The organism is Gordonia hirsuta DSM 44140 = NBRC 16056, assembly GCF_000333015.1.
Classification (GTDB): Bacteria; Actinomycetota; Actinomycetes; order Mycobacteriales; family Mycobacteriaceae; genus Gordonia; species Gordonia hirsuta.
The window spans coordinates 1-15,298 of record NZ_BANT01000046.1 but is presented as its reverse complement, the minus strand read 5'-3'; the positions used below and the strand labels follow the sequence as shown (position 1 = coordinate 15,298).

The 15,298-nt window shown below is 68.9% G+C and carries 16 protein-coding genes and 1 pseudogene; 10 read left to right on the top strand and 7 right to left on the bottom strand.

The features are described 5' to 3' along the window. The first annotated feature begins 93 nt into the window (after positions 1-93). From GOHSU_RS14375 to GOHSU_RS14360, 4 genes are all read left to right on the top strand, one after another. Positions 94-978 carry an enoyl-CoA hydratase-related protein gene (locus GOHSU_RS14375; RefSeq protein WP_035740357.1) on the top strand — a complete coding sequence of 295 codons (885 nt, stop codon included), beginning with the start codon at positions 94-96 and terminating at the stop codon, positions 976-978. A gap of 490 nt (positions 979-1,468) precedes the next feature. Continuing rightward, entirely contained in the window at positions 1,469-1,876 is a 408-nt protein-coding gene (locus GOHSU_RS14370) for a DUF6325 family protein (protein WP_005943320.1), read from the top strand. Between the two features lie 85 nt (positions 1,877-1,961). Then, entirely contained in the window at positions 1,962-2,648 is a 687-nt protein-coding gene (locus GOHSU_RS14365) for a TetR/AcrR family transcriptional regulator (RefSeq protein WP_005943318.1), read from the top strand. Next, the gene (locus GOHSU_RS14360) at positions 2,648-3,307 is read left to right on the top strand and encodes an enoyl-CoA hydratase-related protein (protein ID WP_005943316.1); all 660 of its coding nucleotides are present in this window, start codon (positions 2,648-2,650) and stop codon (positions 3,305-3,307) included. The genes GOHSU_RS14365 and GOHSU_RS14360 overlap by 1 nt, the downstream gene beginning before the upstream one ends. Positions 3,308-3,314: 7 nt before the next feature. Here GOHSU_RS14360 and GOHSU_RS14355 read toward each other — a convergent pair whose 3' ends face one another. After that, entirely contained in the window at positions 3,315-5,471 is a 2,157-nt protein-coding gene (locus GOHSU_RS14355; RefSeq protein ID WP_005943315.1) for an ABC transporter permease, read from the bottom strand. A gap of 94 nt (positions 5,472-5,565) precedes the next feature. Here GOHSU_RS14355 and GOHSU_RS14350 point away from each other — a divergent pair, with 94 nt between their 5' ends. After that, positions 5,566-6,225 carry a TetR/AcrR family transcriptional regulator gene (locus tag GOHSU_RS14350; protein ID WP_005943313.1) on the top strand — a complete coding sequence of 220 codons (660 nt, stop codon included), beginning with the start codon at positions 5,566-5,568 and terminating at the stop codon, positions 6,223-6,225. Positions 6,226-6,281: 56 nt separating this feature from the next. Here GOHSU_RS14350 and GOHSU_RS14345 read toward each other — a convergent pair whose 3' ends face one another. The 4 genes from GOHSU_RS14345 to GOHSU_RS14330 are packed head-to-tail and all read right to left on the bottom strand — an operon-like array spanning position 6,282 to position 10,055. Then, entirely contained in the window at positions 6,282-6,635 is a 354-nt protein-coding gene (locus GOHSU_RS14345; RefSeq protein WP_005943312.1) for a metal-sensitive transcriptional regulator, read from the bottom strand. Between the two features lie 16 nt (positions 6,636-6,651). Continuing rightward, positions 6,652-8,931 carry a heavy metal translocating P-type ATPase gene (locus GOHSU_RS14340; protein WP_005943309.1) on the bottom strand — a complete coding sequence of 760 codons (2,280 nt, stop codon included), beginning with the start codon at positions 8,929-8,931 and terminating at the stop codon, positions 6,652-6,654. Between the two features lie 15 nt (positions 8,932-8,946). Beyond that, positions 8,947-9,846: a DUF8832 domain-containing protein gene (locus GOHSU_RS14335; RefSeq protein ID WP_005943306.1), complete on the bottom strand. Its 900-nt coding sequence runs from the start codon at positions 9,844-9,846 to the stop codon at positions 8,947-8,949. After that, positions 9,846-10,055, bottom strand: a complete 210-nt coding sequence (locus GOHSU_RS14330) for a heavy-metal-associated domain-containing protein (RefSeq protein WP_005943302.1) — start codon at positions 10,053-10,055, stop codon at positions 9,846-9,848. The genes GOHSU_RS14335 and GOHSU_RS14330 overlap by 1 nt, the downstream gene beginning before the upstream one ends. Positions 10,056-10,191: 136 nt before the next feature. Here GOHSU_RS14330 and GOHSU_RS14325 point away from each other — a divergent pair, with 136 nt between their 5' ends. The 4 genes from GOHSU_RS14325 to GOHSU_RS14310 all read left to right on the top strand — a co-directional run bounded on the left by GOHSU_RS14325 (position 10,192) and on the right by GOHSU_RS14310 (position 12,947). Beyond that, on the top strand, positions 10,192-10,605 hold the full coding sequence (locus tag GOHSU_RS14325) for a hypothetical protein (RefSeq protein ID WP_005943299.1): 414 nt from the start codon (positions 10,192-10,194) through the stop codon (positions 10,603-10,605). Positions 10,606-10,623: 18 nt separating this feature from the next. Further along, entirely contained in the window at positions 10,624-11,280 is a 657-nt protein-coding gene (locus GOHSU_RS14320; protein ID WP_005943296.1) for an NAD(P)H-binding protein, read from the top strand. A 70-nt stretch (positions 11,281-11,350) separates the two neighbouring features. After that, a complete protein-coding gene (locus GOHSU_RS14315) occupies positions 11,351-12,271 on the top strand; it encodes a TIGR03564 family F420-dependent LLM class oxidoreductase (RefSeq protein ID WP_005943293.1) in 921 nt (306 codons plus the stop codon). Positions 12,272-12,275: 4 nt separating this feature from the next. Beyond that, on the top strand, positions 12,276-12,947 hold the full coding sequence (locus GOHSU_RS14310) for a TMEM175 family protein (protein ID WP_005943290.1): 672 nt from the start codon (positions 12,276-12,278) through the stop codon (positions 12,945-12,947). A gap of 77 nt (positions 12,948-13,024) precedes the next feature. On the opposite strand, the gene GOHSU_RS14305 is transcribed toward GOHSU_RS14310, so the two are convergent. Next, positions 13,025-13,807 carry a sulfurtransferase gene (locus GOHSU_RS14305; RefSeq protein WP_051139577.1) on the bottom strand — a complete coding sequence of 261 codons (783 nt, stop codon included), beginning with the start codon at positions 13,805-13,807 and terminating at the stop codon, positions 13,025-13,027. A gap of 97 nt (positions 13,808-13,904) precedes the next feature. Continuing rightward, positions 13,905-14,663 (bottom strand): hypothetical protein, encoded by a 759-nt coding sequence (locus GOHSU_RS14300; protein ID WP_005943284.1) that lies wholly within the window; start codon positions 14,661-14,663, stop codon positions 13,905-13,907. 241 nt (positions 14,664-14,904) lie between these two features. Here GOHSU_RS14300 and GOHSU_RS14295 point away from each other — a divergent pair. Further along, positions 14,905-15,298 (top strand): annotated as a pseudogene (locus GOHSU_RS14295) (hypothetical protein); the annotation flags it as partial.

Below are 15,298 nucleotides of genomic sequence, written 5' to 3'. Positions count from 1 at the left end.
CCACCGACCGGGTCCGCCTGCGCTACCCCGTCATTGCCGGCGGTGTTGCATACTCAGACCGTCGAACCCAAGGAGATCCGCGATGTACCAGACCTGGCTCTGCGTAACGACGACGGGATTCTGACCGTCCGGCTGGAGCGGCCCGAGGCGCTGAACGCCTTAACCGTCACCATGGCCGAAGAACTCGAGCGCGTGTTCCGCGAGGTCAACGACGACGATGATGTCCGCGCGGCGATCGTGACCGGATCCGGCCGGGCGTTCTGCGCCGGCATGGATCTGAGCTCCGACGGCAACGTCTTCGGCCTCGACGACACGCTGAAACCCCAGCTGGCCGATATGGCCGACCTGGACGATCCGGCGCTCGCGCGGGTGCCCGATCTCGGCGGACGCGTCAATCCCGCCATCCACGACTGCCGCAAGCCGGTCATTGCCGCGATCAACGGGCCGGCCGTGGGGATCGGTGCGACGATGCCGCTGGCGATGGATCGCCGGCTTTTCTCGACCACGGGACGCTTCGGACTGGTCTTCGGCCGGCTCGGGATCACCCCGGAGGCCGCATCCACCTGGTTCCTGCCGAGGATCGTCGGCATGTCGGCCGCGCTCGATCTGGTTCTGCGCGCCGATATCCTCGACGCCGACGCCGCCCTGGCCGCCGGCGTCGTCGACGAGGTCGTGGAACCGGACGACCTCCTTGCGCGCGCCACCGCCATCGCCGACGCCTGGTCCAAGGACAGGTCGGCCGTGGCCGTCGCGCTGACCAAGCAGATGCTGCGCCGCAACAGTGCCTACCCGCATCCCGCGGACGCGCACCGCGTGGACTCGCTGTCGATCTTCTGGCAGAGCATCGGCGACGGCGGGGAGGGCGTGGCGGCATTCCAGGAAAAGCGCGCGCCGCGCTTTTCCTCGAAGGCCTCGCAGATGCCGGACTTCTACGATGCATGGCTCGCCGCCGACGCCGCTGGCCGGCAGCAGCCCTAGCTGCGGACCCGCTGCGAGGTTGTCCGACCGCCTCCGTCCCCGGCGTCCCGTCGTTACTGTCGAAAAGTGACCCCCGACCCGCCGCCGACCGCGTCCTGTCTGCCCCCTGCGCTGACCGTCGAGCAACAGACCCGGTTGGCCAGCGGCAAGGACTTCTGGACGACCAAACCCTAGGGCGGTCGATCATGCTGACCGACGGGCCGCACGGCCTGCGGAAGCAGGAGGGTGACGGTGAACCGCAGATCTCCGGCCGCCGACGAAGCCAAGGCCGCCGGGGACGCGGTGGTCCTCGGCCCGGATATCAACCTCAAGCGATCCCCTGGGTGGGCGCAGCTTCGAGCACTTCTTCGAGGATCCGGTCCTGACCGCCGAGCTGGCCGACGCCTGAGCCGCCGGTCCGCAGCGCAACAGCGTCGGCGCCTCGCTCAAGCGGTCCAGCAGCTGCTCGATCAGGCGAACGCGGCCGCACGCTGATCGATACGCTGGGCGCATGATCTTCTCTGCCGACCTGGGCCCGGTCAATCACATCGTCATCGGCTTCTCCGGTGACACCGTTCCCGAAAGCGGGTTCGAACAGCTGCGGGTACTCGACATCGAAGACCGCATCAAGCTCCTGGACATCGAGTTCATCGCCAAGTCCGCCGACGGCGAGGTCTCCTGGGTCACCGCTGAATCGGTCGGGATGGAGAAGTTCGTCGCCTCGGCGAACCGCCTGATCGGCGAGGGCGACCTGGCCGCGATCGGGGGCGCGATGGATCCGGGCACCGTCGCCGCGGTCGTCGTCTGGGAGGACCTGACGCTGCGCAATGCAGTACGCACGTGGAAGGCCGGCGGGGCCACGGTCCTGTCCCGCGGCCCGGTCTCACCCGACCACCTGGCGGCCGTCGACGACCAGTAGGCGGCGCCTCGCCACGCAAGCTCACACTCCCTCCCGACACAAGCTGAACGAGTTTCAGAGCAGTCGCTCTGTTACTGTCTGCGGTATGGCCAGGCCCCGCACACACGACCTTGAGGCGATCCTCGATGCCGCCGAGGAACTGGCGGTGACCTCCGGGGCCGCGGCAGTGACCGTGCGCGCACTGTCGGAGTCCACATCGATGTCCAACGGCGCGATCTACCACGCCTTCGGTTCCCGGGCCGGCCTGGTCGGCCGGGCCTGGCTCCGCGCCGCGCAACAGTTCTTGGCGGCCCAGCGCGAGGCGGTCGACGCCGCTCGGCTCAACGCCGGGCCCGCGGCTCCCGATTCGGCGGCCGTGGCGGCGGTGATCGCCGCCGCCGATGCTCCCGCCGCTTTCCTGCTCGCCGAACCGGTGCGCGGCCGGTTCCTGCTCAGCGTGGCCCGCGACGATCTCCTCGGCGCCGATGAACTTCCCGCCGAGCTGGCCGATCGCCTGCGTGCCCTCGATGCGGAGCTGACGCGGCTGTTCGTCGATCTGGCTCAGCAGCTGTGGGGCCGCGGGGACCGGACCGCCGTCGCGGTGATCCGCGACTGCATCGTCGAACTTCCGACGGCGCTGCTGCTGCGCGGCGACCGCTCCCCCGACCCACCGGCCCGCCATCGCCTGGCCGCCGCCGTCGGCGCCGTGCTGTCTGTCCCGCTCCCACCTGTTTCCCCGCAACCTGGTTCACCGCAGCCACACCCGGCGACCACCCCTGGAAAGGACTCCTGATGACTACCGCACTGGACTACCGCGACGGCCTGGCCGTGCTGACCCTCGGCGACGACGAGAACCGCTTCTCCCCCGACTGGCTCGAGGCCGTCGACGCACACCTGGATCAAGTCGAGGAACAGGCTCGCGGACTGATCACCGTCGGCGACGGCAAGTTCTACTCCAACGGCCTGGATCTGGACTGGCTCATGTCCCACGGCGATCGTGCCGACTGGTACGTCGCACGGGTTCAGGCCCTGTTCGCCCGCATCCTGACCTTCCCGCTGCCGACGGTCGCCGCGATCAACGGGCACGCCTTCGGCGCCGGAGCCATGTTCGCCATCGCGCACGACTACCGGCTGATGCGCACCGATCGCGGTTACTTCTGCTTCCCCGAGGTCGACATCAACATCCCGTTCACGCCGGGGATGGCCGCGCTGATCCAGGCGAAGCTGACGCCGCAGACGGCGGTCACCGCGATGACCACCGGCCATCGCTACACCGCCGAGCAGGCGCTGTCCGGCGGTGTGGTCGACGGAGCCGGGCCGGTGGACCAACTGGTCGACGACGCCGTCGCCCAACTGACTCCGATCGCCGGAAAAGACCGGAACACCCTGGCGGCGATCAAGTCGACGATGTTCGCTCCGGCCGTCGCCGCACTGGCGCAGGGGCGCGGCTAAGCGGCGCTCACGCTCGGGGCGCGGCGCTGGTCCGGCGCCCGGCGAGCGGCTCGCGCGAGACGATCGGGTCCAGGATCACCACCTCTTCGATGATCGTCTTCGGCGGTCTGATCCGGTCGATCACGATCACCAGCACCAGCGACACCAGGCCCCAGAGGGCGATGGTCAGCAGGTTGGCCCCGACGGTGTCGCCGCCGAAGTACAGCGTCGACCGGGCGGCCTCGACCGCCGCGGACATCGGCAGCACCCCGTAGAGGGCACGGAACGCCTCGGGCACCATGTAGATCGAGATCGCACCGTTGGACGCCGGCATGCCCAGGAACATCAGGATGCCGACGATGGGAATGATCGCGAACATGCCGAGTAGCCGCTCGAAGAACGCGGCGAACATGGCGATACAGAAGATCATCACGATGCCGACCCCGAACATCGGCCAGAAGTGCCCGTGCACCGCACCGGTGATCGGGGCCGCGATCACCCAGATCACCAGCGACATGAACACCGAATAGATCGCCGTGAGCGGTAGCAGCAGCCGCAGCCGACGGGTGATAGGCGCAGAACTGGCGCCGACGATGACCACCATGAATCCGGCCAGGATCCAGCCCATTGCGATGTACATGCTGGCGATGCCGTTGCTGTCACGCTTGGGGAGCGGTGCCACATCGTCGACCGCCAGCGGCACCCCCATACCGTCGGCGACCTGCGAGAAGACCTGCGAAACCACCAGCTGCGCCGTCGAACCGCCGGCCTGATTGGTCACCAGGGTCGCCGAGGACTCCTGCCCCGACGGCAGCAGGAAGGCGGCGGCCACCTCGCGGCTGCTCACCAGCTCCCGGGCCTTCTCGACGCTGTCGGTCACCCGCAGATCGAAGGAGTCGCCCATCTGCGCGCCGAGTTGCTGCACGGTCTGCTCGGCCTCCTGGCCGACCACTGCCACCGGCATGTCCTTGGGCGAGGGTGTGCCCATCGCACCGAGCATCGCCGAGAACATCATCGCGACCATCAGCAGCGGGAACACCACGAGCCCGATGTAGCGCCAGACCGGATTCTCGGGACGCCGGCCGCCGAGCAGCGACGGCATGTTGATCACGATCTCCTTGGGCTCGATGTGGCGCCGCCGCTTGATCGCGTCGACCACCAGGGTCAGCGCCAGACCGATCGCGGCACCGATCGCCAGGACCATGATGTGCGGCCACACGCCGTTGCCGTCGAAGTAGAGCACCGCGCGCATCGATTCACCGATCGCCGGCACCGGCAGGAATTCGTGGAAGTACCGATAGACCGTGGGCAGGGTGTACATCGAGATGCCCAGACTCGACGCCGGTACCCCGAGCACCATGATGAATAGCAGCCCGACCACCACCGCCATGGTTCCGAACAATCGGGTGAGCAGCAGCTGCACCGAGCCGATCGCGAACACTCCCAGCCAGGCGATACCGAAGACGGCGGCACCGTGGCCCGGGGCCAGCACACCCAGGATCGGGCCGGCAACCAGCCACACCAGCCCGCCGATCAGCGCGGCCCAGCCGGCCAGCAGCGGAACGATCCGCCGGAACCGCAGCAGTTCCGGCGAGTTGCTCACCAGGAAGCTGAACGGCAGATAGCCGGCCATCGCCAGCGCCGTGGCCAGGAACATCGCCCCCATCCCGGCCATATCGCTGTCGGGCAGCGGCATCAGATCCTCGGTCTGCAACGTCAGCCCCTGCTCGGCCACGATGGGCGTCACGAGTCTGGTGATCACCGACGCCTGGGAGCTTCCCGCGGCCGTCGCCGTGTAGAGCACCGCGGAGTCGCCGTCGACGCTGATCGCCGCGGCGATATCGCGGTCCAGCACCTGCTCGGTGGCACGCCGGCTCGTCTCGCCCGTGCGGACGTCGAAGGCGTCGGGTTCGTCGGCTTCCAGCACGGCCGCGAAGCCGGCCGCATCGGCGCCGGTCACCGCGATCGGAATGTTGTTGGGCTCGGGCGAGGTCATCGCCGCCATGTACCCGGTGATCATCATCCCGACCATGATCAGCGGCATGATGAAGATCGCCGCGATGCGGGCGATCTTCTCGGCCTTGGCCCGTTTGGCTGCCGCAGCCGCTTCCGCATCGAGCTCGGCGGGGTCGAGTTCGGCGGGGTCGGTGACGACGCCCTCGACCGTCTCTTCGGCTTCGATCATGCTTGGCTACTCCTCGATGCGTTGCTGACTCGGCCAATTTACGCCACGTGTCTTAAAATCGCCTATGCGGCGACGTCGATGAGAGGAGTTCCACATGGGAACGCGGAGCGAGAAGGCTCGCCGGGCACTGATGGATGCGGCCGAAGAGCTCTTCGCCGAACAGGGTGTGGAGGCGGTGTCGAATCGCTCGATCACCGAACACGCCGGAGCGGCGAACCATTCGGCGGTCACCTATCACTTCGGCTCCCGCGACCAGCTGATCGTGGCACTGCTGCGCCGGCACATCGACGAGGTCGACGCGATCCGCGCAGAGCTGTCGCCCAGACTCGATCAGACCACCGATCTGCGCACCGTGATCGCGCACTGGGTGCTCCCGAACATCCAGGTGCTGCAGAGCAGACCCGCCCCGACCTGGCGTGCACGTTTCCTTTTTCAGGTCCGCGCGCTGTCGTCGACCCGCGAACTGATCGAACAGACCGCCGTCGATCATCCCGGCAGCGGAGAACTGGCCGCCTCACTCACAGCGCTGCTGCACGATATCCCGCAGCCGATCCTGCGGGCCCGCTCCCAGATCCTGGCCAGCACCGTCCTGGGCGTCTGCGCCCAGTACGAGGGCCAGATCGCCGAGGGCCGCCAGGAAGGCACCTGGAACGAGCTCGGCGTCTTCCTGATCGATGCCATCGTGGGCATGATCGCCGCACCGGTCACTGAACCTGGTCACTACGACTTTCCCTGGGCGTCACCGGACATCTGAGCGCCCGCGCCCGGGCACCGGTCGACACGCCGGGAACGACGACCCCGCCGCGCAGGTCAGGAACGCACCAGGCGGTTGATGGCGGCCGAGACCTCGGCGATCTTGGCCGCGGCGGCCTCATCGTCGCCGGCCTTGGCCGCATCGAGTACGCAGTGTTTGAGGTGGTCCTCCACCAGGCCGGTGGCCACCCCCTGGATGGCCCGGGTCAGCGCGCTGATCTGCGTGAGGACATCGATGCAGTACTTGTCCTCGTCGATCATCTTGGCGATACCGCGGGCTTGGCCCTCGATGCGCTTCATCCGCTTGAGGTACTGGTCCTTGTGCTCGTCGTAACCGGGCGCCACGTGGCACCGGCACGCGTCGTCCTCGCACCCGGTCACCGGATCTACCGACAGTTCACCACTGGTCATCTCAGAACCCGCCATCTCACTGCACCGCGTCCCGGGCGACGCTGCGGAAGCCCCGCAGCCGCAGGCTGTTACCCACCACGAAGACGCTGGAGAAGGCCATCGCCGCACCGGCGAGCATCGGGTTGAGCATGCCCAGCGCCGCGATCGGGATGGCGGCGACGTTGTAGGCGAACGCCCAGAACAGGTTCGACTTGATGGTGCCCAGCGTCTTGCGGGACAGCCGGATCGCGTCGACCGCGCTGCGCAGGTCGCCGCGCACCAGAGTCAGGTCGGCGGCCTCGATCGCCACATCGGTGCCCGTGCCCATCGCCAGACCCAGATCGGCGGTGGCCAGGGCGGGTGCGTCGTTGACGCCGTCGCCGACCATCGCCACGATCTTGCCCTGCGCCTGCATACCGACCACCACGTCCACCTTCTCGGTGGGCAGCACCTCGGCGATCACCTCGTCGATCCCGACCTCGTCGGCGATATGCCGCGCGGCCGCAGCATTGTCACCGGTCAGCAGCACCGGCGACAGGCCGATCTTCTTCAGCTGCGCGATCGCCTCGGCACTGGTCGGTTTGACGGTGTCGGCGACCACGACGATGCCGCGGGCCTGCCCGTCCCAGCCGACGGCGACCACGGTCTTGCCCTCGGCTTCGGCTTCGGCCTTGGCCGCGGCGACCTCCTCGGACAGGTACTGCGACCAGTCCGCCAGCAACAGCTCCCGGCCGACCACCACCGCATGGCCGTCGACCATGCCCTGCACTCCCTTGCCCTCGACGTTGGCGAAGTCTTCCGGCTCGGGCAGATCCCCCACCTGTTCGGTGGCGCCCTTGGCGATGGCCTGGGCGATCGGATGCTCCGAGGCGTTCTCCAGGGCGCCGGCCAGCCGCAGCAGTTCCTCCCGCGACACCCCGGGTTCGACGACGACGTCGACCAGGGTCATCTTGCCGGTGGTGACGGTGCCGGTCTTGTCCAGCACGATGGTGTCGACCTTGCGGGTCGATTCGAGGACCTCGGGCCCCTTGATCAGCACGCCCATCTGCGCGCCGCGGCCGGTACCCACCAGCAGCGCGGTCGGGGTGGCCAGACCGAGCGCACACGGGCAGGCGATCACCAGCACGGCCACCGCGGCGGTGAAGGCAGCCACCGTCGGGAAGCCACCGCCGAGCCAGGCCCCCAGGGTGATCGCGGCGATCGCGATCACGATCGGGACAAAGATCCCGGAGATGCGGTCGGCCAGCCGCTGCACATCGGCCTTACCGGTCTGCGCGTCCTCAACGAGCTTGGCCATCTGCGCCAGCTGCGTGTCGGAGCCGACGCGGGTCGCACGCACCACCAGGCGCCCACCGGCGTTCACGGTGGCGCCGGTCACCTCGTCCCCCTCGACCACCTCGACCGGCACCGATTCACCGGTGAGCATGGAGGTGTCGACGGCCGAGCTGCCGGCGGTCACCACCCCGTCGGTGGCGATCTTCTCGCCGGGCCGGACCACGAACTCGTCGCCGACGGCCAGCTGGTCGATCGGCACCTTCACTTCGGTGCCGTCGCGCAGCACGGCGACCTCCTTGGCACCCATTTCCAGCAGGGCACGCAGGGCCGCACCGGCCTGCCGCTTGGACTTCTTCTCGAAGTAGCGGCCGGCCAGGATGAACATGGTGACACCCGCGGCGGCCTCGAGGTAGATGTGCGAAGCGCCGTCAGAAGGGCTGACGGTGAACTCGAACGGATGCTTGAGGCCCGGGGTGCCGGCGGTACCCCAGAACAGGGCGTACAGCGACCAGGCGAAGGCGGCCAGCGTGCCCATCGAGATGAGGGTGTCCATGGTGGCGGTGCCGTGCTTCAGATTGGCCCAGGACGCCTTGTGGAAGGGCCAGGCGCCCCACACCACCACCGGTGCGGCCAGCGCCAGTGACGCCCACTGCCAGTAGGTGAACTGCCAGGCCGGAACCATCGCCATCGCGATCACCGGGACGGTCAGCAGGGTGGTGCCGATCAATCGCTGCCGCAGCGACTGCAGTTCGCGGTCGGCGGCGGTCTCGACATGCTCGTCGTCTGCGGTGCCGGCGGGCTGCTCCGGCGCGGGCAGCGTCGCGCTGTAGCCGGCCTTCTCCACCTCGGCGACCAGGGCGGCCGGATCGTATCCGGCCGGGGCGAAGACGCGGGCCTTCTCGGTCGCGTAGTTCACCGTCGCCGAGACGCCGTCGAGCTTGTTCAGCTTCCGTTCGATCCGGTTGGCGCACGACGCACAGGTCATGCCGCTGATCTCCAGTTCGACGTCGGAGCCGTCGCTGAGCGGTGTTGCGGTACTCATCGTTGTTCCTGGTTCTTAGTCGGTGTCGGCGTCGAGCACAAAGGCGGCGGTGTGCACCTGCCCATCGACCTGGAAGTCCAGGTAGAGCAGGTAGCGGCCGGCGGTCGGGGCCTCGACGTCGAAGATCAGCTCCGGGCCGGAGCGGGCGTCGGCGGCGGGCTCGGCCTCATCGCTGTGCACGTGCAGGTAGGCCAGGTCGCCGGCGCGCAGCACCACCAGGTGCCCGAAGGCTCCCAGGTAGGGCTCCAGACCGGTGACCGGTGCACCGTCGCGTGTGACGGTCATGGTCAGCCCGCGGGTCTGCGCGGCGGCCAGATCTCCGTCCAGCGTCACGGTGTAGGCGCCGGCCTGCACTGTCCGGGACGGTGCAGTCGGTACCGGGTCGAAGTCGCCGCGCACCTCGACCAGCCGCGACAGCGTCAGTGCGGGTGCATCGGGTCCGGTCGGAGTGAAGTCGGCGTAAAGACGGTAGGTGCCGCCGGCATCCCAGCGCCACGGCAACGACCAGGTGCCGGTCGCGGTGTCCAGCTGCGGATGTGCGTGCCGGAACGACGCGCCGTCGCTGCGGACGACGATCAGGTGCAGATCCTGCTGATGGACGGTGGCGAACTCGGTGACGGGCTCGCCCGCCTCGGTGCGGATCTGGAACGACAGCCGGCCGTCCTGGCCGGTGACGGCCGGGGCCTCGATCGGCGAGAGCAGGTAGCCGCCCGCGCCCAACGACAGCCCCGTCACATCCTGACCGGCACCGTCGTGCCCGGCGCCATGGCCGCCGTCGTGCCCGGCGGCGTCGCGCCCGGATTCCCAGTCGGCGACCATCGACTCGGGAACGACGGCCCGGGCGATGCCGAACGCCGCCACGAAGGCGACGATCAGCCCCAGGGCGTAGAGGGAGAGCCGGGTGCCCGCCTTCATCAGGCCCGCTCGGCCGCGTAGCCGGCCTCCTGCACGGCGGCCAGAACGCGCGCATCGTCGATGTCTCCGGCGGCGGTGACCACCAGTTTGCCGGTCTCGTGGCTGGCCTGGACGTCGGTGACCCCGTCGATCTCGCCGACCTCTTCGCGTACCGACATCTCGCAGTGCCCACAGGTCATGCCGGTCACCAGGTATTCGTTCACAGCCATCGCAGTCTCCTCGGATTTCCGATACCCCCACCGGGCACCTGATCCTAGGCTATACCCCCCGGGGGTACGCGGCAACGGGGCCGGCGCGCCGTCGCCACACCCCGGGCCGGCCCGCATCCGCGTAGGTTGGACGGTGATGAGCCCGCAATCCCACGATGTCGCCCGCCGCCTGACCGCCTTCGGTGCGGTGACACGCATGACCGGTGAGGACAGTGTCGTCACGCTGTCCGACGATGGCCTGGTCCTGGATTTCGACGACGACTACGTGCGGCTCGACCGTGACGGCGCCGCCGACGAACCGATCCCGCGCGCCTGGACCGACGATGCGCGCGCCGACCGGGTGATCACCGACTGGATCGAGGACTACCTCGACGAGACCTATCAGTTCCTGGTGATCCGCCGCGACTACATCAGCGACCTGATCTCCGACCCGTTCTCCGAGCTGTATCTGAACCGCTTGGCCGGCCGGTTCCCGAATGTCGACCGTGCCTCGATCGACGCGTTCCTCGACGAGGTTCGTCGGTGGCTCGCCGGTGCGGACGCCGCCTGAATCTGTACCGTCGAATCCATGGACAACATCGTGATCATCGGCGGGCACGGCAAAGTGGCCCTCCTCCTGGCCCCGATTCTGACCGCCCGTGGCGCCACCGTCACCTCGATCATCCGCAGCGCGGATCAGGCCATCGACGTGGCCGCCACCGGAGCCAATCCGCTTCTCCTCGACATCGAGACGGCCTCGGCCGACGAGCTGGCGGCGGTGCTGCAGGGCGCCGACGCCGTCGTCTTCAGCGCCGGTGCCGGCGGCGGAAACCCGCCGCGCACCTACGCCGTCGATCGCGATGCCGCGATCCGCTCCATGCAGGCCGCGCAGGTGGCCGGAGTGAAGCGCTATGTGATGGTCTCCTACCTGGGCGCCGGACCCGATCACGGTGTCCCCGAGGACGACCCGTTCTACCCGTACGCCGAGTCCAAGGCCATCGCCGACACCTTCCTGCGGTCCACCGGCCTGGACTGGACCATCGTGATGCCCGGCCTGCTGACCCTCGACGAGGTGACCGGGCGCATCGATCCGCAGGCCGAGCGCGGAGCCGACGGCGCCGGAAAGACCTCGCGGGCCAATGTGGCCCAGGTGGTCGCCGCGGTCCTGGCCGATCCGTCCACCGTCGGCAGGGACATCCCCTTCACCGACGGCGACGTCCCCATCGCCGAGGCCGTCGCACACTGAGCCCGCCCGGGCGGCTGACAGCGTAGGGTGCTCTGCAGATCGGAAGGCAGTTCTTCTACGGAGGTGTCCCATGCAGGTCAGTGTCGTCTGGACGATCAATGCGCGGTCGGTCTCGATCGATCGCGCGATCGAGAACCTCAGTGCTTTGCACAACGAGGGATTCCGGCGCGTGTGGTCGACCCAGATGCCCAACGAGCCCGACCTGCTCACGGCGATCGCCGTCGCCGGCCACGAGATCGGCGGGATCGAGTTCGGGACCGCGGTGCTGCCGATGCAGAATCAGCATCCGATGCTGACGGCGCAGCGCGCGCTGACCACCAACTCGATCATCGGCGGCCGGCTCAACCTGGGCCTCGGGCTGAGCCACAAGGTGGTCACCGAGGGGATGTGGGGCGTCTCCTACGAGCGGCCGGTCAAGCGCACCAACGAGTTCCTCGACGGCCTGCTGCCGCTGCTGAACGGCGAGAAGGTCTCCTCCGCCGGCGACTTCCTGACCACCCGCGGCGCACTCTCGATCGCCGACGTCCCGGCCCCGCCGGTGTACCTGGCCGCACTCGGCCCCAAGATGCTCGGCGTGGCCGGGCGTCGCACCGCCGGCACCGTCACCTGGATGACCGGTCCGACGACGCTGCGCGACCACATCGTCCCGACGCTGCGGGCCGCGGCCGTGGCGGCCGGGCGCGAGGCGAGCGCGGTGCGCACGGTGGCCATGCTGCCGGTCAGTGTCACCGACGACGTCGCCGGTGCCACGGAAGCGGCGGCCGAGCAGTTCGCGATGTACAACCAGTTGCCGTCGTACCGGGCCATGCTCGACCGCGAGGGTTACGAGCATGCGCACGACGCCGCGATCATCGGCAGCGAGGAGGAGGTGACCGCGCGGATCCGCACGGTCGCCGACGCCGGGGTCGACGAGTTCGTGGCCATCCTGTTCGATCGCGACCCCGAAGTGCGTGCGCGTACTCGGGCGCTGTTGCGCACCCTCGACGCCTGAGTCGGTGGCGCCGCCGGCAACCGGCCGCCGGAACCTCGGCGGTTTCTTCGGACTCGACAGCAACGAGTTCGGTCGCGGAGTGGCGTTCTTCGACGCGATCTACGGGTTCTCGGCGACCCTGCTGATCGCCAACCTGGATGCGCCCCCGGCCGAGGCGTGGCGGAGCCTGGACCGGCTACTCGACTCGGGCATCGGGTCCCAGCTGTTCGGCTTCGCGCTGAGCTTCGCGGTGATCGCCCTGTTCTGGCGGTCCAATGTCGCGATCCAGCGATCGATGACCGGGCTCGACGGTCCCACGATCACCGCGAATCTGGTGGCGGTGGCCCTGGTGATGCTGATCCCGTTCACCACCCAGGGCATCAGCGATTCGGCGTCGGCCGATCTTGCGCTGCCCACGGCTCTGTACGCGCTGAACATCGCCCTGGCCTCCCTCGCCCAGATCGGGGTGGCCGCCCTGGGACGCCACCGCGGACTCGAACGCGCCCCGGCGACCGGGCGGGCGCGGGTGATCGAGCTGATCACGGCCTGGCTGCCGCCGGTGGTCTTCGGCCTCTCCATCCCGGTCGCGCTGACCTTCGGGGCAGCCGCCGGTCAGTGGACCTGGTTGTCACTGGCTGTGCTGATGCCGATCGCCGGGCGCGCACGGGCACGGACCGATCCGGGCGACGCCGCCTGAGGAGTGACGCCGATTCTCGCGGTGCGATAGGGCGGGGCCGGGCGGTGAGCCTGGGCCGCAGCAGCGACACGTGCGGTTCAGCCGACGTCGACCGGACGCGTCGCGTCGTTGCTCCACTGTGAGTACGAGCCCGGGTACAGGGCGGCGTCGTCGAAGCCGGCGATCGTGAGCGCAGCGATCTGGTGCGCGGCGGTGATCCCGGACCCGCAGTAGGCGACCACCGGTTCTTCGCCGACCCCCAGCTCCGTGAACCGTTCCCGCAGCGCGACCGGGTCTTTGAAGGTGCCGGTCTCGGTGAGGTTGTCGGCGGCCGGAGCGCTGATCGCCCCGGGGATGCGGCCCGGACGCGGATCGATCGGCTCGGTCTGTCCGCGATAGCGTTCGCCCGCGCGGGCGTCGAGCAGGAGTGCGTCGGTGCCGGCGACCTGGTCGATCGTCACCGTCGGCAGGGCCCCGCCGGTCAGAACGACGTTCCCGGTGCGCGGCGTCGCATCACCGGTCGACACCCGCATGCCGGCGCGCCGCCACGCGTCCAGGGCCCCGTCGAGGATCCGGACCTCGCCGAGCCCCGCCCACCGCAGCAGCCACCAGGCACGGGCGGCCGATTGCGCGCCGCAGTCGTCGTAGACCACCACCGGGACACCGTTGTCGATGCCCCAGCTGCGGGCCGCGGCCTGCAGATCGGCGAGCTCAGGCAGCGGGTGCCGACCGTCGGCGGCCGTCGGCGGCGCGGCGAGCTGGGTGTCCAGGTCGACGTAGATCGCGCCCGGGATGTGCCCGTCCTTGTACTGCGCGAAACCCTGGTCGTCGCCGAGCTGCCAGCGCACGTCCAGCACCACCGGGGGCCGGTTCGACAGCATGGCTTCGACCAGTTCGTCGACGCCGATCAACACCTGCGTTTCTGTATCCGTCACAGAGCCAGCCTATGGCGTCGGCGACCGGTACCGCAGTCCGCGGCTATCGGCCCGAGCCCGAATCGCTGACCCAGCCGGACTCGGGCAGCTTTCCGTAACCGTCGCAGTGGATCGTGGCGGTGAAATCGCGCGGCTGCACCCGGGAAGTGTCCTGGCCGTCGCCGGTCATGCCTTCGACCTTGCCGCGGAACGTCCAGCGGTCACCGTCGACCTCGGTCGTCACCTCGCCGAAGTCCTTGTCTTTGGGCAGGCCGCCAACCTCGAAGCGGTCGGGGAATCCCTTGACCGCACCCCAGGTGCTCGACTGCCAGTCCTGGTTCTTCAGTGAGAGAGAACCGATGTTGAGCAGATACTCGGTGACCGTGTCGCCGCGGCGGACGAGCTTCACGTCGAAGATCTCCATGACTCCGGTGCCGTCCCGCTGGGCCGCACGACCCGCCTGGATCTGCACCCGCCCGGCGTCGCGGTAGCAGCTCAGATGCTCCTGCGACTGCCCCGCTGCCGTCGAGGAGGGAGATGGACTGCTCGACGACAGAGTCGAAGAGGACGGGGCCGAGGAGGACACCGAGGCTGGGGCCGGTGCGGAATCCGGGCCGACGGACCCGGTCGCAGCGCCGGCCCGGACCTCGAACTCGAACGCTCCGTCGACCTGGATGCGGGCATAGGGGGCCGACTGCGCATCGTCGCTGTCAGAACCGTGGTCGTTCTTCGTGGCACAGCCGGTAGCGATCAACGCGATCGCGGCCAGGCCGGCAGTTCCGGTGCGTGCTGCCGAGCGGCCGGCGAAAGTCGGAATCCTCATGGTCATACCCTTCGGCGACACCGGCCCTCGGTGACGCGGAACCGAGCCTATCGTCGTCGGCCCCGGTACGGCGGGGCGCTTGCCTGTTCGAGGCCGCCGACCCACAGCGGGTTCGGTTCCCTCAATACCCTCCAATAATGCGGCCCTATTTTTGGAGATTCGAACATATGTTCTCCGATGTGATCGGGGTCATAATAGATACAGAAACCAGATCGAACACCCAAACCAGGACGGGGCCGGCATGCACACCGAAATGTACGACGACCCCGACCCTGCCGAACCCGGTGACGGCCCCGGTGGTCAGGTGTTCGATGCATCCGCGATCGTGGCCGGCCTGACCGTCTTCGAGTTACTGGCCCTGCAGGACGCGGCTGAGACCCGGCTACAGGCCAGCGCTGAGACCGCACTGGCCCTATCCGACGACAACGCCCTACTCGATGTCCTGGAAACCCGGGAAACCACCAGCCGCCGCCGGGAGATCTTCAACTCGGTGCTCTACACCGAAGTCTCCGACCGCCGCGTCTACAACCTGGCCGGCCATCACACCACCCACCAGCTCTACGCCTGCGGACTGCGCCTGGGCAGCGGCGAAGCCCAACGCCGCCGCATCGTCGCCGAATCCACCGCACCCCTGA

Coding starts and splice junctions, on each gene's coding strand:
- GOHSU_RS14300 (WP_005943284.1), bottom strand. CDS start 14,663: ATGAGGATTCCGACTTTCGCCGGCCGCTCGGCAGCACGCACCGGAACT.
- GOHSU_RS14340 (WP_005943309.1), bottom strand. CDS start 8,931: ATGAGTACCGCAACACCGCTCAGCGACGGCTCCGACGTCGAACTGGAG.
- GOHSU_RS14305 (WP_051139577.1), bottom strand. CDS start 13,807: ATGCTGTCGAACCGGCCCCCGGTGGTGCTGGACGTGCGCTGGCAGCTC.
- GOHSU_RS14350 (WP_005943313.1), top strand. CDS start 5,566: ATGGGAACGCGGAGCGAGAAGGCTCGCCGGGCACTGATGGATGCGGCC.
- GOHSU_RS14325 (WP_005943299.1), top strand. CDS start 10,192: ATGAGCCCGCAATCCCACGATGTCGCCCGCCGCCTGACCGCCTTCGGT.
- GOHSU_RS14370 (WP_005943320.1), top strand. CDS start 1,469: ATGATCTTCTCTGCCGACCTGGGCCCGGTCAATCACATCGTCATCGGC.
- GOHSU_RS14360 (WP_005943316.1), top strand. CDS start 2,648: ATGACTACCGCACTGGACTACCGCGACGGCCTGGCCGTGCTGACCCTC.
- GOHSU_RS14345 (WP_005943312.1), bottom strand. CDS start 6,635: ATGACCAGTGGTGAACTGTCGGTAGATCCGGTGACCGGGTGCGAGGAC.
- GOHSU_RS14330 (WP_005943302.1), bottom strand. CDS start 10,055: ATGGCTGTGAACGAATACCTGGTGACCGGCATGACCTGTGGGCACTGC.
- GOHSU_RS14335 (WP_005943306.1), bottom strand. CDS start 9,846: ATGAAGGCGGGCACCCGGCTCTCCCTCTACGCCCTGGGGCTGATCGTC.
- GOHSU_RS14320 (WP_005943296.1), top strand. CDS start 10,624: ATGGACAACATCGTGATCATCGGCGGGCACGGCAAAGTGGCCCTCCTC.
- GOHSU_RS14315 (WP_005943293.1), top strand. CDS start 11,351: ATGCAGGTCAGTGTCGTCTGGACGATCAATGCGCGGTCGGTCTCGATC.
- GOHSU_RS14365 (WP_005943318.1), top strand. CDS start 1,962: ATGGCCAGGCCCCGCACACACGACCTTGAGGCGATCCTCGATGCCGCC.
- GOHSU_RS14355 (WP_005943315.1), bottom strand. CDS start 5,471: ATGATCGAAGCCGAAGAGACGGTCGAGGGCGTCGTCACCGACCCCGCC.